Origin of the sequence: Bombella apis, from assembly GCF_018221685.1 — a bacterium.
Classification (GTDB): Bacteria; Pseudomonadota; Alphaproteobacteria; order Acetobacterales; family Acetobacteraceae; genus Bombella; species Bombella apis.
The window spans coordinates 388,621-411,263 of record NZ_JAGJTM010000005.1 but is presented as its reverse complement, the minus strand read 5'-3'; the positions used below and the strand labels follow the sequence as shown (position 1 = coordinate 411,263).

Genomic DNA, 22,643 nt, shown 5'->3' with positions numbered 1-22,643 from the left:
AACTCGGCCGTTAAAGCCTCCAGCGCCTATGATACTGCTCCTTAAGGAGCGGAAAAGTCGGTCGCCGCCAGGTCCCCTCGCTCACCCACCCCCATAAAAACCACCCACCAACGCGGGGTGGAGCAGCCCGGTAGCTCGTCAGGCTCATAACCTGAAGGTCGTAGGTTCAAATCCTACCCCCGCATCCATACCCACAAAATCAGAAATAACCAGATAGCCATGGTCCTCCCGTGGGTTATTCTCCATTCCTTTGCATAGGTCGGTATAGGACGACTCCTCGGCGTTGCTGGAGATAGTGGTCTAGGGGTGTATCCACAACATAACGATGTTCCGGCAGGGATGAGGCGTTGCGGAAGTACAGGCTGTGGTTCTGCCAGATTGCCAAGCCTATGTGGAAAACATCCAGCCCTGCCAATGGGCTGTAAATACCGATAACATCGCCTGTTTTTACAATCCTGCGAACACCACCGGCCTGTAGATCGTCAAGAAAAGGGCGTGTGGGCAGATAGGTAATGTGGCGTCTTTTCACAGGAAGACCCGGCACATAACGATCCGTAGTCGGACTGGATGTATCATGCCCGTTATCCGGCGAAGGAAGTTTCAGGTTCAGTGTTTTCTCTACTGTCTGCGCATAGGGAAAACAGGGGCCAAGGTCACGGCAGAGAATAGGCGCCCCATGTAGCCAGTCACTCAGGAAGTGCCGCCGTTCCCTAAAGCTGACATGATGGTGGCTGTATCGTGTGGCGATTAGTGCATGGATGAACTGTTCCACAGTAAGGCTCATGCTGGCAGCCAGAACAATTTCCACGAATGTCATGCAGTTTACACCCCGCCACGAAAGAACAAGCTCTTCTGGTGTGGTGGCAGAGCCAATGAGCGGCTGGGCCAGATAGGGCGTGCCCTTCATGGCCTGTGAGATCAGGACGATGCGCTCCTGCCGTGATCTGTGCGGAGCGATATGGACGAGCCGGGAAATCTGTTGGCGGGTCGTATCTGACAGAGCGCTGAGAGGTGGTGCGTCAGAAGGCATGACGGTAGGGGCGGTCTCGCAGTGATGGGACCGGTGCTCATGTCGTGTATGATGGGGCCCGGTTATCTTCGCCAGAGCCGGGCCTGAAAAAGTCAGGCCTCCCACACCAAGGCCGGTGAGGAAGGCCCGTCTTTTCATTTGGTTGTTGGAACGATACCCGTCAGACAAGGTAGCGTGCGCTCTGTTCTGCCATCATGAAGTGGATGCCAATGTCATTGCCATCCTGTAGCTCCCGGTAGAGATGCCGGACGAGGTTGCCGCCTTCATGAAAGGTTTCCTTCACATGGCCGACGAGGACCCGCAATCCACGGATATGATGGCGTCCTCCACAGACATGGCCGAGGTCACGCAGGCTCTGCAGAAGGTCTTTCGGGCGGAGCTGGCCGCACAGGGCGTTATCTGGCTGCTCATCTGGATAGGTCACACCCATGATGATGGTATGGAGTTTTTTATCCCGAACCAGTGGTGCGATGGCCTCCCAGAGCTCGTGCAGGTTTTGTGGCCCGTCAGGCTGATCGGCCTGTGTGTCGCCCATATAGAGGATAGCCCGCCCGTGATGCTGGATCAGAAAAGCCGTGGATGTTGTACTGGCATGGCTGAGCGGCCACGCTGTGATGGTCAGCCCACTGCCTTCAATGGTCTGGCTTTTGCCAGGGTGCATGTCTTTGTAGGTATATTTTCCGATATGGGGCTCCGGCCCTCTATCCCCCATGGCTCCCCAGACACGGCCATTGAAGAGATGGTCTGACAGGATGGCATTGGTCTGCGGCAGGGCGTAGATGGGTTTTGCTGTGTCCTCGGGAGAGGAGAGGACCAATCCGGCTACATGGTCCAGATGGGTATGACTGATGAGATAGGCCCGGACCGTCTGTTTCAGCACATGACCGGCCCGGCCAAGGGCGGAATCGGGCATGATGGGAATGTCATTCAGGACACCTCGGGCCTCGGCCCGTTTCAGCCCGTGCCCCAGAGTGCCTGCATCGCAGATGACGGCCTCATTCGTGCCCAGAGGGCGGATCAGGTAGGAGGACAGATTGCCATCTGCAACACCACTCCGCACACCGAGGGCCACGATCTCGAAAACCGGGTTGCTGTCAGCAAAGGTGACAGGCGTTTCCCCAGCTCCAGCCCGGCTGGTTTTCAGTCGGTCACGGAGCGTTTTCAGGTGATGTAGAGGCATGGTTTTTCCCTCCCTGACGGTAAGGTGGTGGTGGAACGCCCGGCCACGAATATGGTTGAGCCGTTAAGGGGTCATCCGGTAATGAATGGGCATCATGTCTGGCAATTGTTCCAGTAATGATGAAACATTCCAAGGATACTCCTGCCTCGCCCGTGGGGGAAGGGGGAGGAAAAGGAGAAGATATGCGGTTTTTTCATCCCGTCATGATGAGGGCAGGCATGCTTGCGGCTCTGGCTGGTGTGATGGCCCTGAGCCATCCGGCAAAGGCAGAAGCCACCATGCCGGCACAGTGTGACAATGCCCGGTTTGTAAAGGATCAGGCAGGATACGCCCAGCAGTTTGCCCATCGGCAGGTACCCTATGGGCAGCATCTGGACCTGCCGGAGCATGTCTGCGGAACCGTTGTGAAGGTCTTCCGGGCCCGTCGCAGCCGAAGCGGGATGCATGGTTATTTTCTGATGTCCGTTGCGGGCGGCCAGCCCATCCGTGTGGTGTCCAATCTGGATGAGATGAAGGCCCCGTCATGGCCATGGGTGAAGACCGGAGACCAGGTCGAGGTGCAGGGGCGGTATTATTATGATGGGCCTGGCCGTCAGGGGTTGGACTGGACCCATCATGGCACGGGCCGTCACTGGCCGTGGCCGGGCTATGTCAGCGTGAACGGTCAGCGTTACGATTGAAGACCGGCCCACCCTGGTGTCAGGCCGGGGTGAGTGTTCCTGCCCGTTTGCGGCCCTTTCTGTCTGATGGTGCCGCAGGCGCAGCGGAGATGGTGAAGGTCAGCTGGCCATCACGTGCCCCGATTTTGACGGTTCCCCCATCTGTCAGCCTGCCAAAGAGAATTTCCTCGGCCAATGGTTTCTTGATGTGGTTCTGGATCAGGCGGCCCAGCGGGCGGGCTCCATTCGTCCGGTCGTAACCCCGTTCAGCCAGCCATGCCCGGGCACCGGCGGTGAGGTGTAGGGAGACGTTTTTGGCCGCCAGCATGGTGGTCAGCTGGGCAAGGAATTTCTCTACGACGTGGGCCACCACAGCGGGTGTCAGCGGGGCGAAGGGGATGATGGCATCCAGCCGGTTACGGAATTCGGGTGAGAAAAGCCGCTTGATGGCTTCCTCGTCATCACCGGAGCGGGCAGTGCGTGCAAAGCCGATGGCTTCTTTGGAAAGATCACTGGCTCCGGCATTGCTGGTCATGATGAGGATGACATTGCGGAAATCCACCGTCTTGCCGGTATTGTCTGTCAGCTTGCCATGATCCATGACCTGAAGCAGGATGTTGAAAAGGTCTGGGTGGGCTTTTTCAATTTCATCCAGAAGCAGGACGGCATGGGGTGTCTGGTCTATGGCGCTGGTCAGGAGGCCTCCCTGTTCAAAGCCTACATAGCCGGGCGGCGTACCGATCAGCCGGGAAATGGAATGGGCCTCCATATATTCTGACATGTCGAAACGGATCAGCCTGATCCCCAGGGATTGGGCGAGCTGCCGTGCTGCCTCCGTCTTGCCAACACCTGTTGGACCGGAGAAGAGATAGCTGCCAATAGTTTTTTCCGTATCCCGCAGCCCGGCCCGGGAGAGCATGACGGCTGAGGAGAGGGCATCCAGTGCTTCATCCTGGCCGAAGACGGCCTTGCGGAGGTCGGCGGGCAGATGGCGGATGGAAGTCCTGTCATCTGCGGAGAGATGACGGGGCGGGATATGGGCGATGCGTGCCACAGTTGCTTCGATGTCTCGAACACCAACCGTGCGCCGTCTGCGGCTGCTGGGCAGGAGGCGGCAGGCGGCGCCGGCCTCATCGATGATGTCGATGGCTTTGTCAGGCAGTTTCCGGTCATGGATGTATCGGACCGACAGCTCCACAGCACTGCGGATGGCCGGGTCTGTGAAACGGATGTCGTGATGCTCCTCATACCGTTCCTTCAGGCCCCGCAGGATGCGGATCGTGTCGGTCTGTGAGGGTTCGGTGACATCAATCTTCTGGAAACGCCGTGTCAGGGCGTGGTCCTTCTCGAAATGCTGCCGATATTCCTGATAGGTGGTGGAGCCGATGCAATGCAGCTTCCCGGTTGCCAGAGCCGGTTTTAGCAGGTTGGAGGCATCCATGGAGCCATTGGTCGTGGCGCCCGCCCCGATGAGCATGTGGATTTCATCAATGAAGAGCAGGCTGCCCGGCTTCTGCTCCAGTTCGCTCATGATGGTCTTCAGGCGTTCTTCAAAATCGCCACGGTAGCGTGTACCGGCCAGCAGGGCACCGAGGTCCAGGCTGTACAGTCGGGCATCAGCCAGGATGGCGGGCACCTGGCCTTTCACGATTCTCTGGGCCAGCCCTTCGGCAATGGCGGTCTTGCCAACACCGGGATCACCAACCAGCAGGGGGTTGTTCTTTGTCCGGCGGCAGAGGATCTGGACAACCCGCTCCACTTCCTTTTCCCGACCGATGAGCGGGTCGATTCCATCACGGCGGGCCCGCTCGTTGAGGTCCGTGCAGTAGGTCTGGAGGGCCTCTTTCTGGTCGGCCTCGGCAGGTTCGCTGTTTTCCCCACCATCCTTGCGGGAGGCCCTAGTCCTGCGGCCGGTCTGGCCAGTCTGCGGCGGGATGTCTGCCACGTCGTCATGCCGCATGGCATGGATGGCATTCAGCCGTGTCAGGCCCCGCTGCTGGAGGAAGAAAACGGCGTGACTTTCTTTCTCGGCGAACATGGAGACCAGTACATGGGCTCCTGTCATGATGGCCTGGCCTGCACTCTGGATATGGACTGCCGCCCGCTGGATCACCCTCTGGAAGGCGGCTGTCGGCTGGGGGGCATCGTCCAGCTCGGGGCGGATGATGGCCTGCTGCTCATGCAGGAGAAAATGGTCGACATCCTGCCGGAGCAGCTCAAGGTCGATCCGGCATGCTGAAAAGATCGCCATGGCATCACGGTCATCACAGAGAGCAAAGAGGAGATGTTCCAGTGTGATGAATTCGTGGTGATTCTGACCCGCAAGGAGGAGCGCACGCTGAAGCGTCTGTTCAAGTGTGGAGGACAACATAGGCGCTCCTTGTGCCATGAAGGAATGTCAGAATGATGAAGCGGCGGTACAGAAATCTGTCAGGATATCAAGTGGCGATGGCCTCAGGCTTTCTCAAGGGTGCACTGGAGAGGGTGCTGGTTCTTCTGGGCAAGGTCCATGACCTGTCCGACCTTCGTTTCTGCAATTTCATAGGTGAAAATCCCGCAGACTCCGCTGCCCCGGTTGTGGACTTCCAGCATGATAGCCTGTGCTTCTGCGGGGGATTTGTCAAAGAACTGTTCCAGCACGAACACCACGAAATCCATGGGGGTGTAGTCATCATTCAGCAGGATGACATTGTACATGGAGGGGTAGGCGATATCCGTCTTGCGGGATGTCAGTGTGTCTTCCCGGGCAGCGTGGACAGGCAGGGCCATGCCGGTATCGTCTATGGCAGAGGCCATGGGAAGCCCATATGTCATGGCATGTGGCCTGTGCTGCATGGGGGACGCTCCTGAACTGGTTGGTAAATATGACTTATTTCTTGTATCAGGAAAATGCACGAAGGGCATGGTGTGATGCTCTGACGGGATGGCGTTGGCCCCATCATGATACAGAGGCATATGGCGTTTTTCTGCCGGTCATGCTGCCTGCTGCCTTTCTGGTTCATAACAGGGTTGTGGTGAAAACGTTTTTTCAACTTTATGGGCCGGGAGGATATCTGGCATGTCTGGTGGAAAAATCTGGACATTCTCAGGTACTGAAGACTAGAGTTGCACGGTTTTTATGGATTCCAGACAAACTAGGGATGATTCCTTCTGATGCGCCCGTTTTTCAGTCGTACCCTGTTTTCGTGTGTGGTCGCCCTGGCTGCTTTCTCCGGTACGGCACGGGCGCAGTTTGCCGGACATGTATCGTCCCTGGTCATTGATGCCCGGACAGGAGCCGTCCTGTCCGAGTCGGATGCCGACCTCCAGCGTTATCCCGCTTCCCTGACAAAGATGATGACGCTGTACATGACCTTCCAGGCACTGGAGCGGGGCAGCATCACCCTTCAGGACAGCATGCCGGTTTCCATTCATGCCTCCATGCAGGCCCCATCGAAACTGGGTATGCGCCCGGGGACGCATCTGGCGGTGGAGCAGGCCATTCTGGCCCTTGTCACCAAGTCTGCCAATGATGCGGCCTGCGTGCTGGGCGAGTACCTGGGGGGTGGGGATGAGACCCGCTTCGCCGCACTGATGACCTATCAGGCCCGGCGGCTCGGCATGGCCCATACGACATTTCGCAATGCCTCCGGCCTGCCCGACCCGGATCAGGTCACCACGGCCCGGGACCTGTCCGTGCTGGCACGGGCCCTGATGCGGGATTTCCCCCAGTATTACCATTATTTCGGCGTGCGTGAATTTCCGTTCCGCCGTCACATGATCCCCAACCACGACCCGCTCCTTGGGGTGTATCAGGGGGCAGATGGTTTCAAGACCGGTTATACCGATCTGGCAGGGCACAATCTTGTCAGCTCTGCCCAGCAGGGGCAGGTGCGGCTGATTGGCGTCGTGCTGGGGGCTTCCAGCAATGAAAGCCGGAACCAGACAATGATTTCCCTGCTGGATGATGGTTTTTCCGCTTCCGGGCAGGCCCCGCTGCCGCTGCTCAAGCAGCCGGGTCATTATTACGCCCTGGCCCGGCATGGTGGCAGCCGGGTGGCGCACCGTTCCCATCTGCGGCGGGGAGTCGTGCTGGTCACTTACCGGTCTCACGGCGCTCCACGGGGGCTGCATCATTCATGGGCCTCACGCCGGGGGCATCATCGCTCCTGAGGCTACAGCCGGAAGCCCCTCCGACCCCATGGCCGGAGGGGCTTTTTTCTGTCTGGCAGGCTGTTCCGCTTCTGGCAGCTGAGGGGGCGGTCACTTGGCCGTGTCTGAGAGGGTCTTGCACTGGGGCAGGGCAGGGCGCATTCTGCGGGCAGTTCCGACATCATGGTCGAGCCGACAGCACATCACAGAACAAGAACAGGGATTACGATACTTCATGTCTTCTCAGGACGGGCGCAGCATCCAGCATTACACGACGGACGATTTCAGGCATCTCAAGGCAGCCGGGCAGCTGGCCGCCGCCACGCTGGACATGATCACCGAGCATGTACGTCCCGGCATCACGACAGGTGAGCTGGACAGGATTGTACATGAATACACGCTGGAGCATGGCGCAACGCCAGCCCCGCTCAACTATCACGGTTTCCCGAAATCCTGCTGCATTTCCCTCAATCATGTTGTCTGCCACGGGATTCCCGGTGACAGACGCCTTCAGGAGGGGGACATCCTCAACATTGACGTCACTTCCATCCTGAATGGCTGGTATGGCGACACGTCCCGCATGTATGTCGTGGGCAAGCCGCCCCGCAAGGCCGAGAAGCTCATCGACCTGACCTATCAGGCGCTCATGCTGGGGATCGAGCAGGTGCGGCCCGGGGCCACGCTGGGCGATATCGGTCATGCCATCCAGAGCTTTGCGGAGAAGCACCGCCTTGGCGTGGTGCGGGATTTCTGCGGGCATGGGATTGGCCGCAACTTCCATGAGGCGCCAAGCGTCCTGCATTATGGCCGGCCCGGCCAGGGTACGATACTGAAAGCGGGCATGGTCTTCACCATCGAGCCGATGCTCAATCTTGGCCGCCCGGACGTGAAAGTGCTGGCCGATGACTGGACGGCCGTGACACGGGACCGCTCCCTGTCCGCCCAGTTCGAGCATCAGCTGGGTGTGACGGAAGACGGGTATGAAATCTTCACCCTGTCGCCCCGTGGTTATACGAAACCGCCTTACGCCCTCTGAAATCTGTTTCGTGGACAAGGAAGCCCGTCATGATGGCATTGCGTAAACTGGCTGCCCGGCTGGCTCTGGGGAGCATGGTGCTGGGCAGCGTGGCCCTGTCCCAGGCCGAGACGCTGAGTGCAGCACATGACCCGCTGGCCTATGGGCCGGACACCACCCGCCCCGGCACGCTGGTGAAGGGGGAGACGGGCATGGTCGTCTCTGCCCAGCATCTGGCCTCCGAGGCAGGGGCACGGATTCTGCGTGAGGGCGGCAATGCCGCCGATGCTGCCGTGGCCGTCGGCTATGCGCTGGCCGTGGTCTATCCAGCGGCGGGCAATCTGGGCGGTGGTGGCTTCATGACCCTGCGCCCCCCGCATGGTCCTGCGGTATTCATCGACTTCCGGGAACATGCACCCCTGCGTTCCCAGCCTGCCATGTATCTGGATGAAGAAGGCCGGGTGAAACCGGGTCTTTCCACGGTGGGCTGGAAGGCCGTGGCCGTACCGGGGACGGTCGCCGGGCTGGAGGCCGTGCGGAAACGCTGGGGACGGCTGAGCCGGGCGAAGGACATGGCCCCGGCCATCGCCCTGGCCCGGGACGGTTTCGTTCTGGAAGAAGGTGACGTGGAGCTTCTGCACACGTCCACCGACTATTTCCGGCAGGATGAGTATGCCCGTAGCATTTTCCTGCGGCCTGACGGGACGGAGCTGGCCGTGGGGGACAGGCTGGTCCAGCCCGGTCTGGCCCGGTCGCTGGAACTGATCGCCAGGGATGGCAGTGATGCCTTTTATCGTGGCCCCATAGCCTCGGAAATCCTCCGGGCCTCCCGTCTGGGTGGCGGGTTCCTGACGGAAGCGGATTTTCGTGCCTATAAGCCACGCTTCATGGAGCCGGTCACCTGCCAGTATCGTGGCTATCAGATCGAGACGGCACCTCCGCCAAGCGGTGGTGGCGTGGCCCTGTGCGAGGTGCTGAACATTCTGTCCGGGTATGACATGGGTCGCCTTGGCCTGCACAGTGCGCCTGCCGTCCAGCTGGAGCTGGAGGCCATGCGTCATGCCTATTCCGACAGGCGGGACCTTGGTGATCCGGCCTTTGTCGTCAATCCGGTTTCCTATTTCCTCAACCCCACTTACGCCGGGCAGATACGGGCCGCATTGCCCAGGGACAGGGCCGTGCCATCCGATACGCTTCAGGTCGGGCGTCCGGCCCCCGGCAGGAGCGTGCCGACTTCCGGCCCGGCCGTGGAGAAGCACGAGACGACCCATTTTTCCACGATCGATTCCCATGGTATGGCGGTGTCCACCACCTATACGCTCAATGGCTGGTTTGGAGCGGGCGTCATGGGGGGGCGCACCGGCATCTGGATGAATGACGAGATGGACGATTTCTCCATCAAGCCGGGAGAGCCGAACATGTTCGGCATTGTCGGTTCTGTGGCCAATGCCATTGCGCCGGGCAAGACGCCCCTGTCATCCATGTCCCCGACGATCGTGAGCCGGAACGGGCATGTCGTGATGGTCACAGGCAGCCCCGGCGGCTCCCGCATTCCTACCATCGTGCTGTCCAGCCTGCTGGGCGTGGTGGATTATGGGCTGGACCTGGCACAGGCGGTCGATCTGCCCCGCCTGCATGAGCAGTGGAAGCCCGATGATGTGGAGATGGAGACGGGCGCCCTGAGTCCGGACGTGCAGAAGACGCTGGAACAGGAAGGGTACCATTTCATCCCCCATCGTCCGTGGGGCATCACGGAGGCGATTCTGGTCGGGGGGCCCCGGCTGGATGGTCAGGACCCGGCCCGGAAGGGGATCGGCCCGTTCTATGGCGTGGCGGACCCCCGGCATCCCGGTGGTGCGGCTGTCGCCCCCTGAAAGGGCATGGGGTGTGGTGGAAAGTAAGGGCTTGCCTGCCCCCCCTGTTCCTGTGCTAGAAGCCCGCTTGGGAGATCGGCCCCGGGCGGCTGACCTGCGAACCCGGTCAGGCCCGGAAGGGAGCAGCCGTAGTGGGCTCGTGTCGGGTCGGGTGTCCGGTCTCCTCCGATTGCCGTGCAGGCCCGTGTGCCTCCGGGGCGTCCTTTCCAGACGATGAAAGCTGTGGGAGGCACGTTGCAGCCGTGAGCGAAGAAGACATTCCCCTCCCACCCGAAGGCGGAGCCGGTTTTTTCTCCGATGCTGCCCCAGCGGATGCCGTTCCTTCGGAACAGAAGGCACCCTACCGTGTTCTGGCCCGCAAATATCGTCCCCAGACATTCGATGACCTGATCGGTCAGGAGAGCCTCGTCCGCATCCTGCGCCGGGCCTTTGCCGTGGGCCGTGTGGCCCATGCCTTCATGCTGACAGGGGTGCGGGGCGTGGGCAAAACCACCACGGCCCGGATCATCGCCCGTGCCCTGAACTGCACCGGCGTGGATGGCAGGGGTGGCCCGACGGCTGATCCCTGCGGTGTCTGCCCCAACTGCAAGGCCATTCTGGCAGACCGTCATCCTGATGTGCTGGAGATGGATGCTGCCTCCCGCACGGGCGTGGATGATGTGCGGGAGATTATCGAGGCCGCCCGGTTCCGCCCCATGCAGGCCCGCATGAAGGTCTTCGTGATTGACGAAGTGCACATGCTGTCTCGCAATGCCTTCAATGCGCTGCTGAAGACGCTGGAGGAACCTCCGGCACAGGTCACCTTCATCTTTGCCACGACCGAACTGCGGAAGGTGCCTGTCACGGTGCTGTCCCGCTGCCAGCGTTTCGACCTCCAGCGTGTGCCGCAGGCCATGCTGGCCGAGCATTTTGCCCGCATCGCCCGCAAGGAGGGGGCGGAGCTGGAAGAGGGGGCTTTGGCCCTCATTGCCAGAGCCGCTGACGGTTCCGTGCGTGACGGCCTGTCCCTGCTGGATCAGGCCATCGCACAGGGAGCGTCCGATACGGCCAGCGTGGCGGACATGCTGGGGCTGGCGGACCGTGGCATGGTGTTCGACCTGCTGGAGGCTGCCCTGCACGGGCAGGTGGCGCCCGTGCTGGAGATTGCCGGGCGGGCTTATGCCCGTGGGGCTGATCTGGGCGTCCTGCTGACGGACCTGATGGACGTGCTGCACCTTCTCTCCCGCATCAAGGCCCTGCCGGAACTGCGTGACGGCCCAGAACTGCCGGAAATGGAGAAGGTCCGTGGCGGGGCGATCGTGGATCATGTGGGGGTCACGGTTCTGGGGCGGGCCTGGCAGCTGCTCCTGAAGGGGCTGGCCGAGGTGGAAGCCGCTCCGGACCGGCAGCAGGCAGCCGAGATGGTGCTGATCCGTCTCTGTCATGCCAGTCTCCTGCCCACGCCGGATAGGCTGATCCGGCAGATGCAGGAGGCATCGTCTTCCGGTGCCATCCAGACCGAGGGACGGTCCGGTCCGCAGGGAAATGCCGCTTCATCTGCCGCTCATGGCGGGGGGACGGCTCCAGCAGGGGGCGTGTCCTCATCCGTGTCCCGGTCTTCCGTTCCCCGGGGGCAGGAGGGAAGTGGGCCTTCAGCTTTCGTGCAGGGGGCTGGGACGATGGCCGGGGGGAGTGATGTGGTCCGTCAGGGCAGTACCGTCCTGAAGCCGCAGCTGGACGGGCCTACTCCGGAACCGGTCCCTGCGAGGCAGCCTCTGCGTCTGGCCACGGAGAATGGCACAGCCGTGTCGGCCCGTGATGAAGGGCCGGGGCCGGATGATGGCGGTGCGGGCGAGGCCATTCCGCCCATGCCCCGAAGCTGGCGGGAGCTGGTTGCGCTTGTGGGGCAGCAGAAGGAAGCCCGTCTCCACGGAACGCTGCGGCATCTGGGGCATGTCGTGGAGTTTGAGCCGCCCCGTCTCGTGCTCCGTCTGGCTGAAAATGACCGGGATCAGAAGCGGCAGGCCTTCCGTGCCCTGACAGCCCTGCTGGACAGGCTCTATCCCGGCCGCTGGCAGGTGGTTGCTTCCGAAGAACAGGGTGAGGCGACGCTGGACGAGCAGGGGGCAGAAATTATCGCCCTGCATCAGGACAAGGCCAGGCAGCATCCGCTGGTCCGGGCCATCATGCAGCGGTTTCCGCATGCCCAGATTGGTGAGGTGCGGGATCATACTCTGGATGATTACGGCCTGCCGCCGGAGACGGTGGTGCCTTTGGGGGAAGACGTGCCGCCTGATTTTGAATTTGCCCCGCCGGATGCCGATTACCCTGATGAGGATGAGTTTTACTGAGCCGTCAGAGGTCACCATGGCCCCGGCCCAGTTCTGTAACCAAGGAGTGACGTGATGAAAAATCTTGCTGGCATGATGAAGCAGGCCACACAGATGCAGGCCCGCATGAAAGAGGTTCAGGCCAGGCTGGAGAGTGCGGAGGTTGACGGTGAGGCCGGCAACGGGCTGGTACGGCTGACCCTGACGGGCAAGGGGGCGCTCAAGTCCATCACGATCGACCCCAAACTGGCTGATCCGGAAGACATGGAGACCATGCAGGACCTGATCGTCGCTGCCTTTGCCGATGCCCGCAGCAAAACGGAAGCCATGAGCCGGGAGGAGATGAAGAAGGTCACCGGTGGTCTCCAGCTGCCGCCGGGCATGGACCTGCCTTTCTGAAAGCCGGAGCGAGGATGAGGGTCTGACGTGCGCATAAGCCCCGAAATCGAAACCCTGATGTCCCGTCTGGCCCGTCTGCCCGGCCTTGGCCCCCGTTCGGCCCGTCGGGCGGCTCTGGCGCTTCTCCAGGCACCAGAGGCACGTCTCCAGCCCCTGATTGCTGCCATGCAGGCGGCGGCACAGTCGATCCATACCTGCCCGCAATGCGGCAACCTGGACAGCTGTACACCCTGTTCGCTCTGTGCAGACCCCCAGCGTGATCCATCAGTCATCTGTGTGGTGGAGAGTGTTGGTGACCTCTGGGCGCTGGAGCGGTCCGGAATGCATCGGGGGCGGTATCAGGTACTGGGTGGCGTGCTGTCGGCCCTTTCAGGCTGTGGGCCGGAAGACCTCAATCTGACGGGCCTCATGGAGCGTGTGCAGTCAGGCGAGGTGGAAGAGGTCATTCTTGCCCTTGGAGCCACGGTGGATGGTGCGACCACGGCCCATTGGTTGCAGGAAAAACTGGCCCCTCACAAGGTGGCGGTGAGCCGTCTGGGTCACGGCATGCCGATGGGCGGGGCGCTGGATGTGCTGGATGAAGGCACGCTGGCGGCCGCCATGTCATCCCGGAAGGTTCTGTGAGCATGTTTGGTCTGTCGCCCCATATGCCCCGTGTTGCGCTGGTAACGGGGGGTGCCCGTCGCCTCGGCCGGGCGATGGTGGAGATGCTGGCCCGGGAAGGCTTTGCCGTGGCCATCCATTGCCGCCACAGCCGTGATGAGGCCGAGGCCCTGCTGCGGCAGATTGATGGTCATGGCTGTGTCGTGCAGGCTGATCTGGCGGAGGAGGCTACTCTGCTGCCCCTGTTGGCGGAGGTTGAGGCCAGGCTGGGGCCGGTTGGCGTTCTCATCAACAATGCGTCCGTTTTTGAACGGGATGAACTGGGCGGCGTGACCCGTGAAAGCTGGGATGCACATATGGAGCCGAACCTGCGTGCTCCGTTTGTTCTGTCCCAGGCTATGGCCGATTCCTTGCCGGACGGAGCGGAGGGGCTGATCCTCAACATGCTGGACCAGCGTGTCTGGAATCTGACGCCTCATTTTGTCAGCTATACCGTATCCCGCTCTGCCTTATGGAGCCTGACCCGCAGCATGGCTCTGGGGCTGGCACCCCGCATTCGGGTGAATGCCATCGGGCCGGGGCCTGTCCTGCCTGCCGCAGGCCAGTCTCTGGACCATTTCGAGAGCATGTGCCGCAGCACACCCCTTCAGCGGGGTGCGGGTCCGGATGAAATTGCTGCCATTGCCCGCATGTTCCTGATGCTGCCATCTGTCACGGGACAGATGCTGGCACCTGATGGCGGGCAACATCTGAACTGGTCGCCTGCGGCGTCCTGATCTCAAGGGCCGCCTTTTTGTAGCGTTCAACAAGATAGGAAAAACCACGCTGATCCACCCTGCGGTGGAGGATGGCCCGGTTTTCCAGCACGACGCCTGCGGGCAGCCCTGTGAAGCGGCTTCCAAGACGCTGCCGGGAAAAGGCGGCCTCACCAACGGCCTGGCCGAAAGGCACATGGCTTCCGGCCAGTTTCCGGCGGGCGTCTGGTGTCAGACGGTCGGGCAGGTATAGATTCCATGCCTCTGACCATACTGCCCGCCCGCAGAGAAGCTGGACGTGCCGGACGACCAGTCGTGTTGTTGGGGAGGCCTGCAGGGCCTGTCTGGCGTCCCGCTGGAGGGCAGGGGGCGCCGCTCTGTCCAGAAGATGGGCTGTAATGGGGCGGGGGCAGTGCTGTTGCAGGGTGGCTGTGGCACTGGCCCGTTGGCCCAGCTCGTGTGCGAGGGCCTCTGCTGTCGCTGGGCGGGGAGCTGCGGCATGGGCCTGCACGATGCCGGCCATGCAGGTGCCAATCCCCAGACAGAAAAGCCGCACCCGGGTGGGGGTGCGGCTCCTGCATGGGAAGAACAGGGAGAGCCCTTTATGAATCGTCCCGGTCATCCTTGTCGGTCGAGACCTCGATATCCTGGCTGATGTCATCATCGTCATCCAGATCATCATCACCGGAGATGACATCGTCATCATCGCCAGTGTCGATGTCCATATCATCCTCATGCTCTTCCTGGGCGAGATTCTTGTCCTTCTCGTCGGCCAGCTCGTCCTCTTTCTTCAGGCGGGAGAGGTTTCCGGGCTGGGTTGTCCCACATTTCGGGCAGACAGCCGGTACGCGGTTGAGATCATAGAAGCGTGCATTGCAGTCAACGCATGTCCGTTTCAGACCGAGTTCTGGTTTTGCCATAATGCTGGAGCCCATGTTGCCACAAAAGAGAAGTGACTGGGCCATGCCACCGAAATGTCCCGCTGTCAAATATTTCTCCATGTGGTGGCAGAAGAGGCGGAGCTCTGCCTCGGGGTCCGTTCCTGCTGGCAGAATTGCCGCATGGGGGGACAGACTTTTCCAGATGGATGGAGTAGTCTGGTCCTATTGGATGATCCCACCCTTGATGATGTGAAGCAGGATTATGACAGCACAGCGTCCCTTGAAAGTCTCCTCTGCCCCGGCTGGGCTGGCCGGGCGGGTCCGTGTTCCCGGAGACAAGTCCATCAGCCATCGTGCGCTCATGTTCGCCGCCCTTGCCGAAGGGCGGACCCATATTTCCGGCCTGCTGGAAGGTGAGGACGTGCTGCGTACGGCAGAGGCCATGCGTGCCCTCGGGGCAAAGGTCGTCCGGGAAGAGGGCCGCTGGATTGTCGATGGCTGTGGTGTGGATGGGCTGAAAGAGCCTGCCGATGTGCTGGACATGGGCAACTCCGGTACGGCAGCCCGGTTGCTCAGTGGTGTTCTGGCGACGCATCCCTTCATGAGCATCATGACGGGTGATGCCTCCCTCCGCAGCCGCCCGATGGGGCGTGTCAGCGTTCCGCTGGGTGAGATGGGGGCACGATTCGTGACCCGTGCGGGCCAGAAGCTGCCCATGGCCGTGGAAGGAACGGGCAAGGGGAAACCGCTGCATTACCGCCTGCCGGTGGCCTCGGCACAGGTGAAATCCGCCATCCTTCTGGCAGGGCTGAACTGCGAGGGGGAAACGGTGGTGGAAGAGCCGGCCCCGACCCGGGATCATACCGAGAACATGCTGCGTCATTTCGGCACGGAGGTGAAGGTTGAGGAGCTGCCCGGAGCCGGACGGCGCATCACGCTGAAAGGCCCGGCCCGCCTCGTGGCGCAGGACGTGCTGGTGCCGGGGGACCCGTCATCAGCGGCTTTCCCCGTCGTGGCGGCCCTGCTGGTGCCGGGTTCGGAGATTGTCGTGGAGGCAGTGGGCCAGAATCCACTGCGGACCGGCCTGTTCAAAACCCTGAAGGAAATGGGGGCGTCCCTGGAGGTCCGTGATGAGCGGATTGAAGGGGGGGAGGTCATCGGAGACCTGCATGTTCGTGCGGGGCGGCTGAAGGCGGTGGATGTTCCAGCTGTGCGGGTACCCTCCATGATTGATGAATATCCGGTTCTGGCCGTGGCCTGTGCGTTTGCGGAGGGTACATCCCGCCTGCGGGGCCTTGCCGAGCTGCGGGTGAAGGAGAGTGACCGCCTGGCCGCCACCGTGGCGCTGCTGGAGGCCAATGGGGCGAAGGTGCATGTCGAAGGAGATGATCTGATCATCGAGGGGCAGAAAACCCTGCCTGGTGGTGGGAAGGTCCAGACCCATATGGATCACCGTCTGGCCATGAGCGCCACCGTGCTGGGGCTGGCGGCTGAGAAGCCGGTCCATATTGATGATACGGCCTTCATCGAGACCAGCTTCCCCGGTTTCGTATCCCTGATGAACGGTCTTGGTGCGGGGGTGGAGGCATGAGCCGGCGGGGCATGAAATATCCGGTCATCGCTATTGATGGCCCTGCCGCCGCAGGCAAGGGCACGCTCGCCCGCCAGCTGGCGGATACGCTGGAGCTGCCTTATCTGGATACGGGGCTGCTGTATCGGGCCGTGGCCCGCCGGGTGCTGGACCAGGGGGGCGATCCGGCTCATGACGGGCCGGAGCAGGCCCGTCAGCTCGTGCCGGAGGACATGCGCCGGACCGACCTGCGGGAGCCGGAGGTGGACCGGGCGGCCTCCGCCGTGGCCCGGCATCCGGAGGTCCGGGAAGCTCTGCTGGAGCGGCAGCGTCATTTCGGGCGGGCCCGGGGTGCCGTGGTGGATGGTCGTGATATCGGGACGGTCGTGTTTCCTGATGCCACCGCCAAATTCTTCATTACGGCCTCGGCAGAGGTCCGGGCCCAGCGGCGTTATGTGCAGCGGCATGGTCAGCCATGCACGTCTCCGGCCCAGCTGGCTGAGGAAGTGGCGGCCATCAATGCACGGGATCAGCAGGACGCCTCCCGCGAGACGGCACCGTTGCGCCCGGCCGAGGATGCCGTGCAGATTGTAACGGATGATCTGGATGCAGCCGACGTGCTGGACCGTGTCTGCCAGATTCTGCAGGAAAAGGGCATCATCCGGCGCTGATTCATATCTTCGCTGTTGACAGTCCCCCCCTTATGCGTGTTGGTGAGGGGGTATGACGCCGCACAGCCCGTGGTGTCATGAATCCCCTTGGGGGATCTGCGATTTGTGATGACTTCCGCTCCGGGCTGTGGGGTCGGGGGGAGACGTCGTTTTTTGGAGCCCATCACTGTGTTTTTGGGCAGAGGGAGACGGCGCATGGCTGGGTGCCGGGCACTGGCTGCGGCACTCTGGAATGCTGGAAATACATGGCTTCTGCCACTCAGAATACACCGGAACACGGTAAAGAAGATTTTGCTGCCCTGCTGGATGAAACACTGGGCAGTGACAGTGCGTTTGACGGGACCGTTGTCCGCGGCCGTGTCATCCGTCTGACAGACGATCACGCCATCGTCGATGTTGGCCTGAAGAGCGAGGGGCGTGTTGCCCTGCGCGAGTTCGGCCCTGTTGGCACAACCCCGGATGTGAAGCCGGGTGATGTGTTCGAGCTGTTCATCGAGCGCTACGAGGACCGTGACGGTTCCATCGTTCTGTCCCGTGAGAAAGCCCGCCGCGAGGAGGCATGGACCGCTCTGGAGAGCGCTTTTGCCCACAACCAGCGTGTCAACGGCACGATCTATGGTCGCGTGAAGGGTGGTTTCACGGTTGATCTGGGCGGCGCCATGGCCTTCCTGCCGGGCAGCCAGGTGGACATCCGCCCCGTGCGTGACGTCGGGCCGCTCATGGGCCAGCCGCAGCCGTTCCAGATCCTCAAGATGGACCGGGCCCGTGGCAACATCGTCGTGTCACGTCGCGCCGTTCTGGAAGAGACCCGTGCCGAGCAGCGTTCCGAGCTGATCCAGGGCCTGAAGGAAGGCATGATCCTCGACGGCGTCGTCAAGAACATCACCGATTACGGTGCGTTCGTTGACCTCGGCGGCGTTGATGGCCTGCTGCATGTAACCGACATCGCCTGGAAGCGCATCAACCATCCGTCTGAAGCTCTGCAGATCGGCCAGCCTGTCCGCGTGCAGGTGATCCGCTTCAACTCCGACACGCAGCGCATCTCCCTGGGCATGAAGCAGCTTGAGGCTGATCCGTGGGAGAACGTGGCCGTCAAGTATCCGGTCAATGCCCGCTTCACGGGCCGCGTGACCAACATCACGGACTACGGTGCCTTCGTTGAGCTGGAGCCGGGTGTTGAAGGTCTGGTGCACGTCTCCGAAATGTCCTGGACGAAGAAGAACGTCCATCCGGGCAAGATCGTGGCCACCTCCCAGGAGGTCGAGGTCATGGTTCTGGATGTGGACAGCGCCAAGCGCCGCATCTCCCTGGGCCTGAAGCAGGTTCAGCGGAATCCGTGGGAGCAGTTCGCTGAAGAGCACAAGGTTGGCTCTGTCATCGAAGGCGAGATCCGCAACATCACCGAGTTCGGTCTGTTCATCGGCCTGTCCGCCGACATCGACGGCATGGTCCACATGTCCGACCTGTCCTGGGACGAGTCCGGCGAAGAGGTCATGAAGCGCTACGAGAAGGGCCAGGTCGTTCAGGCCAAGGTTCTCGACGTGGATGCCGAGAAGGAGCGTATCTCCCTGGGTATCAAGCAGCTTCAGGAAGACCCGGCCGCCGATGTGCTGGACCGCATCAACAAGGGTGATGTCGTCACCTGCGTTGTGACGGCTGTTCAGAGCAACGGGATCGAGGTCAAGGTCGATGATGTCCTGACAGGCTTCATCCGTCGTGGCGAGCTGGCCCGTGACAAGAGCGAGCAGCGTCCGGAACGCTTCGCTGTTGGCGAGAAGGTCGATGCCAAGGTGGTCGGTCTGGACCGTTCTTCCCGCAAGCTGTCTCTGACCATCCGTGGTCGTGAGGTTGAGGAAGACAAGCAGGCCATCAGTGAGTATGGCTCTTCTGACTCCGGTGCATCTCTCGGTGATATCCTTGGTGCGGCCATCCGTCGTCGTAGCTCCGAGGACTGAGAAGCTCATTTTCGGACCATGGCGGAATGGTAACATTTCTTCATGGATTCAAAGCGGTAAAAGGGCGGCCATTTGGCCGCCCTTTTATTGTTTTGTAATTATGTTGGTGGTAAATCTTTACTGGAGCTGCGCTTCAGACTGGCTCGTCCTCTGTAATTAAGCCGTTCTTGCGGTCTGTCTGGTGCGGCCAGACTTGAAGATAGGTTTTTCTTGGAACTCAGGGTTGGCAATGGCGATTATCTACAACACGAATCATACCCATAACCCGAATGCCTATCTGACACTGGCAATACAGCGTGCGGCAGAAGAGCTGTTCGGGAAAGAAAACATTGTCGTTGCCGACAATATGAGTCTGGCCAGTGCGGCGGCCTCCGGCCAGCATGACACCCTGCTCTGTATTGATGGCCAGCGCATCAATCAGGCCCTGATCCGCCGTGTGCGCCCCGCCTTCAAGACCGTGATTCTCTGGACATTTGAAGACCCCTTCATGCAGGAGGTAAACGGTCAGCTGGCTCCGCTGTTTGACCATGTTTTCACCAATGATCCGGCCTCCGTGTCAGTCTATCAGGGCAAGGGGCATTATCTGCCGCTGGCTGCGAGTCCCAGCCTGCATGAGCGGCCCGTGCGGGCTGCGGCTGATTGTGAGTATGATCTGTTTTTTGCCGGGACGATGTGGCCCAACCGGGTGCGGACTCTCCGGCGTGTTCTGGCCAGCTTTCCTGATGTAAGGCTGAAGCTTGTCTGCCCGGGCAATGAATATCTTCCCCCGCTGCCGGACGATATTGCTGCACTGGCCCTCCAGCGGCCTGTCAGCCATGAGGCCTTTATTGATTTCGCCAATGCCAGTGCTGTGACGCTGACCATGTTCCGGGACTATGCCAGCCATGGTGATGTCAGCCAGGCGACGGCGCCTGGTCCACGCTATTTTGAGCTTGGCCTCGCAGGGACAGCGCAGGTGGTTGAAGTGGCCCGTGGCATGGATGTCGAGCACTTCAGGAGTGTGGATGGCGTTCATCTGGCCCATGATGATGATGAGGTGGTGGAGAGCATCGCCCGACTGCTGCGGGATCATGAGCTGCGGCAGGACTCCGCCCTGGCGGCGCAGAAGTCGGTCATCGGGCAGCATCTCTATGCGCATCGTCTCCAGTTCATCCGTGAAGTCACGCAGGCGGAGTTCACATGCTATGCTCCGGCCAATGTGGTGCCGACACCACGCCGCAACCGCCTGCGGGTGCTGATGTGCACCCACTCCACCATTCATGAGCAGGTCTGGGGTGGGGTTGAGGTTTACCAGCGGGAGCTTTGCTCCTTTCTGGGCCGGGATGTGGAGTTTTTCTTCTGGCTGCGGCGGGGGACGAACTGCCGCCTCCTGTCTGCCAACGGGCATGAGCTGGAGCGTTTCGATATTGCGGAATGCAGCTGGGATGATGTCGTCTGCGATGCGCAGGAAGAGATGCTCTTCTCCAGTGTGCTGAGCCAGTACAATATCGATGTGGTTCATTTCCAGCATCTGGGGCATCACGCTCTTTCCCTGCCGCTCATTGCCAAGGCAAGCGGGACAGGCGTCCTGTTCTCGGCGCATGATTTCTGGCTGGTGTCATCCCGCTACAACCTGCTGAATCAGGAGATGCGGCATGTGGAGGACCAGTTTGGTTCCGTTCTGGCCATGGATATCATGCTGAAGCAGGCGGAAGGGATCGAGTATGGCGGGGAACAGACCCGCCGTGCCTTCATCGACCGGATGCTGCACCACGTTGATGCCATCATGTTCGGTACGGCCCATTCTCGGGACTTCATGCACAGGATCTACCCTGTGCTGGACAGGAAGATCAGTCTGGTCAACGGGATCCCGAGCCCCGACGTGACGGTGCCGGTTGTGCCCAACGCTTACAGGCCGCTGGAAGAACGCCCGCTGGGCGTGGCTGTTGTTGGCAATTTCGCCCGGACCAAGGGAGCGGATACCATCCTTTCCCTGATAGAGGCGGCCCATCCTGATCATTTCCATTTCCACATTCTGGGCTATGTCCATCCGGATTATCAGCCGGTGCTGGAGGGGATGAAACGCCCGAACGTAACGGTGCATGGGCGGTACGAAGTCGGCAATACGGATGTCATGAAACAGACCGATGTGGCGCTGTTTCTCTCCATATGGCCCGAGACCTACTGCATCTCCCTCTCCGAGGCATGGCAGTACGGACTGGTGCCCATCGTGACGGGAATCGGGGCGCTGGATGACCGTGTGACGGATGGTGTCAATGGCTTCAAGGTACCGGTCAGCCGGGCAGACGTTGTGCTGGAACGTCTGGAGCTTCTGCGGTCTTCGGAGGATATCCGCCGGAAGATGATGGAGGCCATCATGCCTGATCTCTGGACGCATGAAGGAGATTATACGGCCGGGTTGCTCAGCCTTTACAGGGAGCTCGCACCAAAGCGTCTTCTCGGTGTGTCAGACCTGATGCTGGATGCCGGGCAGCTTGGCCTTCTGCCCATCTCTTCCTGGAAGAACCAGGCGCCGCCCCGTCATATTTTTGATCCCCCGCTGGTGCGGGATCTGGCCATCAATCTGCCATCGCACATCAATGACTGGTTCGCCATCCAGGGGGCCAACTGTTATCTGGATGACATCTGCCACCATGTGCTTGTTGAAGGGGCAGAGAAGACCTTCAAATCGGCTGATGAATTCCATCTCCGTGGCTGGCTGTTCATTCCTGGTGTCACGACGGCGGGACAGCTGCATGTCGTGCTGATCAGTGAAGATGAGCGGAGCCCGCTGATCTTCCTGAAGAGCGAGCGGGAAAGCCGGGGGGACATTTCGGAACTGTTCGGTGCCGATGTGCCGCGCCGGTCCGGTTTTTCCGTCAAGGCGGCGCTCCGGGGCAAATGGTGCGAGGGCTGGTACAGGATCGGCCTTGTCAACTCCATCAATGGCCGTGGGGCGTTTCAGCTGCTGGCCTATGGCCTGGAGGTCGAGGGCAGCAAGGTCAAGAGCATCAGGGCCTTCCGTCTGGACAATGATGTGATTTTGAACGATTTTTACAGGGTCGTGAATGATGACAATGTCCTGCGGGGTGTTCCGCTGACCCGTTTCCCGCGAGGGCGCCTCTTTGCGCAGGAGCAGGGGACGCAGTTCTATTTCATGGACCGTCTGGAGCTTCTGGCAGCCAATGAGGATACGACGCTGGTCGTGCCGCCCGAGGAGCTGGGGGGGGTCGTTCTGCGGGGCTGGAGCTTCATGGCGGGGCAGGGCCGGTCTGGTACGGTGTACGCTGCCATGGTCAGTGAGGAGACGGATGAGATCGTCCTTTTCGCCATGTCCCGTTTTGCCCGGGATGATGTCCGGACAGCCCATCACGATGCGCCACTCTGCTCTGGCTTTGAAGGGCTCCTGAGACCATGGAAGGGACGTGTCAGCCCAATGGGCGGCGTCTGGCATCTGGCTCTGGTGAATATCATCGGAGAGATTTTCGGGACGGTCGTGACGGATATCTGCATGCAGATGGAAGGGGGCCGTTGCCAGGTGCTTTACCGTGAAATGCCGACCGACGAGCAGCAGGAGCGTATCCGGCAGCTGGTGCTGGACCTTTCTGACCGACAGTCCCGGCAATGAGTTC

The 22,643-nt window shown here is 61.1% G+C and carries 18 protein-coding genes, 1 tRNA gene and 1 other RNA gene; 14 read left to right on the top strand and 6 right to left on the bottom strand.

The window, feature by feature from the left end:
* Positions 1–111: 111 nt before the first annotated feature.
* Positions 112–188, top strand: a tRNA-Met gene (locus J8Z04_RS08990).
* 47 nt (positions 189–235) lie between these two features.
* On the opposite strand, the gene J8Z04_RS08985 is transcribed toward J8Z04_RS08990, so the two are convergent.
* The gene (locus J8Z04_RS08985) at positions 236–1,030 is read right to left on the bottom strand and encodes an N-acetylmuramoyl-L-alanine amidase-like domain-containing protein (protein WP_192848363.1); all 795 of its coding nucleotides are present in this window, start codon (positions 1,028–1,030) and stop codon (positions 236–238) included.
* A gap of 160 nt (positions 1,031–1,190) precedes the next feature.
* Entirely contained in the window at positions 1,191–2,210 is a 1,020-nt protein-coding gene (locus J8Z04_RS08980; RefSeq protein WP_192848364.1) for an MBL fold metallo-hydrolase, read from the bottom strand.
* A gap of 182 nt (positions 2,211–2,392) precedes the next feature.
* Here J8Z04_RS08980 and J8Z04_RS08975 point away from each other — a divergent pair, with 182 nt between their 5' ends.
* Entirely contained in the window at positions 2,393–2,890 is a 498-nt protein-coding gene (locus J8Z04_RS08975; RefSeq protein ID WP_154981118.1) for a DUF3465 domain-containing protein, read from the top strand.
* A 19-nt stretch (positions 2,891–2,909) separates the two neighbouring features.
* Here J8Z04_RS08975 and clpA read toward each other — a convergent pair whose 3' ends face one another.
* Positions 2,910–5,240, bottom strand: coding sequence for an ATP-dependent Clp protease ATP-binding subunit ClpA (clpA, locus tag J8Z04_RS08970; RefSeq protein WP_043557965.1), 2,331 nt, complete (start codon positions 5,238–5,240; stop codon positions 2,910–2,912).
* Between the two features lie 83 nt (positions 5,241–5,323).
* Positions 5,324–5,704, bottom strand: a complete 381-nt coding sequence (gene clpS, locus J8Z04_RS08965; RefSeq protein ID WP_227431527.1) for an ATP-dependent Clp protease adapter ClpS — start codon at positions 5,702–5,704, stop codon at positions 5,324–5,326.
* Positions 5,705–6,022: 318 nt separating this feature from the next.
* Here clpS and J8Z04_RS08960 point away from each other — a divergent pair, with 318 nt between their 5' ends.
* The 8 genes from J8Z04_RS08960 (at position 6,023) to J8Z04_RS08925 (ending at position 13,976) form a co-directional block, all read left to right on the top strand.
* Positions 6,023–7,021 carry a D-alanyl-D-alanine carboxypeptidase family protein gene (locus tag J8Z04_RS08960; protein ID WP_052348884.1) on the top strand — a complete coding sequence of 333 codons (999 nt, stop codon included), beginning with the start codon at positions 6,023–6,025 and terminating at the stop codon, positions 7,019–7,021.
* A 214-nt stretch (positions 7,022–7,235) separates the two neighbouring features.
* Entirely contained in the window at positions 7,236–8,036 is an 801-nt protein-coding gene (gene map, locus J8Z04_RS08955) for a type I methionyl aminopeptidase (RefSeq protein WP_043557966.1), read from the top strand.
* A gap of 29 nt (positions 8,037–8,065) precedes the next feature.
* Positions 8,066–9,889, top strand: coding sequence for a gamma-glutamyltransferase (gene ggt, locus J8Z04_RS08950; RefSeq protein ID WP_192848365.1), 1,824 nt, complete (start codon positions 8,066–8,068; stop codon positions 9,887–9,889).
* A 70-nt stretch (positions 9,890–9,959) separates the two neighbouring features.
* Positions 9,960–10,056: signal recognition particle sRNA small type (gene ffs / locus J8Z04_RS08945), an RNA gene on the top strand.
* A 75-nt stretch (positions 10,057–10,131) separates the two neighbouring features.
* On the top strand, positions 10,132–12,219 hold the full coding sequence (locus J8Z04_RS08940; RefSeq protein WP_192848366.1) for a DNA polymerase III subunit gamma/tau: 2,088 nt from the start codon (positions 10,132–10,134) through the stop codon (positions 12,217–12,219).
* A gap of 54 nt (positions 12,220–12,273) precedes the next feature.
* Entirely contained in the window at positions 12,274–12,597 is a 324-nt protein-coding gene (locus tag J8Z04_RS08935; protein ID WP_043557969.1) for a YbaB/EbfC family nucleoid-associated protein, read from the top strand.
* Positions 12,598–12,654: 57 nt separating this feature from the next.
* Positions 12,655–13,221: a recombination mediator RecR gene (recR, locus tag J8Z04_RS08930; RefSeq protein ID WP_043557970.1), complete on the top strand. Its 567-nt coding sequence runs from the start codon at positions 12,655–12,657 to the stop codon at positions 13,219–13,221.
* A gap of 2 nt (positions 13,222–13,223) precedes the next feature.
* Positions 13,224–13,976: an SDR family oxidoreductase gene (locus tag J8Z04_RS08925; protein WP_086431339.1), complete on the top strand. Its 753-nt coding sequence runs from the start codon at positions 13,224–13,226 to the stop codon at positions 13,974–13,976.
* Here the strand turns inward: J8Z04_RS08925 and J8Z04_RS08920 are convergent.
* Complete coding sequence (locus J8Z04_RS08920; protein ID WP_212125627.1) at positions 13,912–14,577, bottom strand: hypothetical protein; 666 nt, start codon at positions 14,575–14,577, stop codon at positions 13,912–13,914. The two genes, J8Z04_RS08925 and J8Z04_RS08920, sit on opposite strands and share 65 nt — an antisense overlap.
* On the bottom strand, positions 14,558–14,875 hold the full coding sequence (locus J8Z04_RS08915) for a TIGR02300 family protein (protein WP_043558425.1): 318 nt from the start codon (positions 14,873–14,875) through the stop codon (positions 14,558–14,560). Before J8Z04_RS08915 ends, J8Z04_RS08920 begins: the two co-directional genes overlap by 20 nt.
* Positions 14,876–15,098: 223 nt before the next feature.
* Here J8Z04_RS08915 and aroA point away from each other — a divergent pair, with 223 nt between their 5' ends.
* The 4 genes from aroA (at position 15,099) to J8Z04_RS08895 (ending at position 22,639) form a co-directional block, all read left to right on the top strand.
* Positions 15,099–16,427, top strand: a complete 1,329-nt coding sequence (gene aroA, locus J8Z04_RS08910) for a 3-phosphoshikimate 1-carboxyvinyltransferase (RefSeq protein WP_192848368.1) — start codon at positions 15,099–15,101, stop codon at positions 16,425–16,427.
* Positions 16,424–17,077, top strand: coding sequence for a (d)CMP kinase (locus J8Z04_RS08905; protein ID WP_181005183.1), 654 nt, complete (start codon positions 16,424–16,426; stop codon positions 17,075–17,077). Before aroA ends, J8Z04_RS08905 begins: the two co-directional genes overlap by 4 nt.
* A gap of 245 nt (positions 17,078–17,322) precedes the next feature.
* Positions 17,323–19,032 (top strand): 30S ribosomal protein S1, encoded by a 1,710-nt coding sequence (rpsA, locus tag J8Z04_RS08900; RefSeq protein ID WP_043558429.1) that lies wholly within the window; start codon positions 17,323–17,325, stop codon positions 19,030–19,032.
* A gap of 229 nt (positions 19,033–19,261) precedes the next feature.
* The gene (locus J8Z04_RS08895) at positions 19,262–22,639 is read left to right on the top strand and encodes a glycosyltransferase family protein (RefSeq protein ID WP_192848369.1); all 3,378 of its coding nucleotides are present in this window, start codon (positions 19,262–19,264) and stop codon (positions 22,637–22,639) included.
* Positions 22,640–22,643 lie beyond the last annotated feature (4 nt).

Coding starts and splice junctions, on each gene's coding strand:
- J8Z04_RS08985 (WP_192848363.1), bottom strand. CDS start 1,030: ATGCCTTCTGACGCACCACCTCTCAGCGCTCTGTCAGATACGACCCGC.
- J8Z04_RS08980 (WP_192848364.1), bottom strand. CDS start 2,210: ATGCCTCTACATCACCTGAAAACGCTCCGTGACCGACTGAAAACCAGC.
- J8Z04_RS08975 (WP_154981118.1), top strand. CDS start 2,393: ATGCGGTTTTTTCATCCCGTCATGATGAGGGCAGGCATGCTTGCGGCT.
- clpA (WP_043557965.1), bottom strand. CDS start 5,240: ATGTTGTCCTCCACACTTGAACAGACGCTTCAGCGTGCGCTCCTCCTT.
- clpS (WP_227431527.1), bottom strand. CDS start 5,704: ATGCAGCACAGGCCACATGCCATGACATATGGGCTTCCCATGGCCTCT.
- J8Z04_RS08960 (WP_052348884.1), top strand. CDS start 6,023: ATGCGCCCGTTTTTCAGTCGTACCCTGTTTTCGTGTGTGGTCGCCCTG.
- map (WP_043557966.1), top strand. CDS start 7,236: ATGTCTTCTCAGGACGGGCGCAGCATCCAGCATTACACGACGGACGAT.
- ggt (WP_192848365.1), top strand. CDS start 8,066: ATGATGGCATTGCGTAAACTGGCTGCCCGGCTGGCTCTGGGGAGCATG.
- J8Z04_RS08935 (WP_043557969.1), top strand. CDS start 12,274: ATGAAAAATCTTGCTGGCATGATGAAGCAGGCCACACAGATGCAGGCC.
- recR (WP_043557970.1), top strand. CDS start 12,655: ATGTCCCGTCTGGCCCGTCTGCCCGGCCTTGGCCCCCGTTCGGCCCGT.
- J8Z04_RS08925 (WP_086431339.1), top strand. CDS start 13,224: ATGTTTGGTCTGTCGCCCCATATGCCCCGTGTTGCGCTGGTAACGGGG.
- J8Z04_RS08920 (WP_212125627.1), bottom strand. CDS start 14,577: ATGACCGGGACGATTCATAAAGGGCTCTCCCTGTTCTTCCCATGCAGG.
- J8Z04_RS08915 (WP_043558425.1), bottom strand. CDS start 14,875: ATGGCAAAACCAGAACTCGGTCTGAAACGGACATGCGTTGACTGCAAT.
- aroA (WP_192848368.1), top strand. CDS start 15,099: ATGACAGCACAGCGTCCCTTGAAAGTCTCCTCTGCCCCGGCTGGGCTG.
- J8Z04_RS08905 (WP_181005183.1), top strand. CDS start 16,424: ATGAGCCGGCGGGGCATGAAATATCCGGTCATCGCTATTGATGGCCCT.
- rpsA (WP_043558429.1), top strand. CDS start 17,323: ATGGCTTCTGCCACTCAGAATACACCGGAACACGGTAAAGAAGATTTT.
- J8Z04_RS08895 (WP_192848369.1), top strand. CDS start 19,262: ATGGCGATTATCTACAACACGAATCATACCCATAACCCGAATGCCTAT.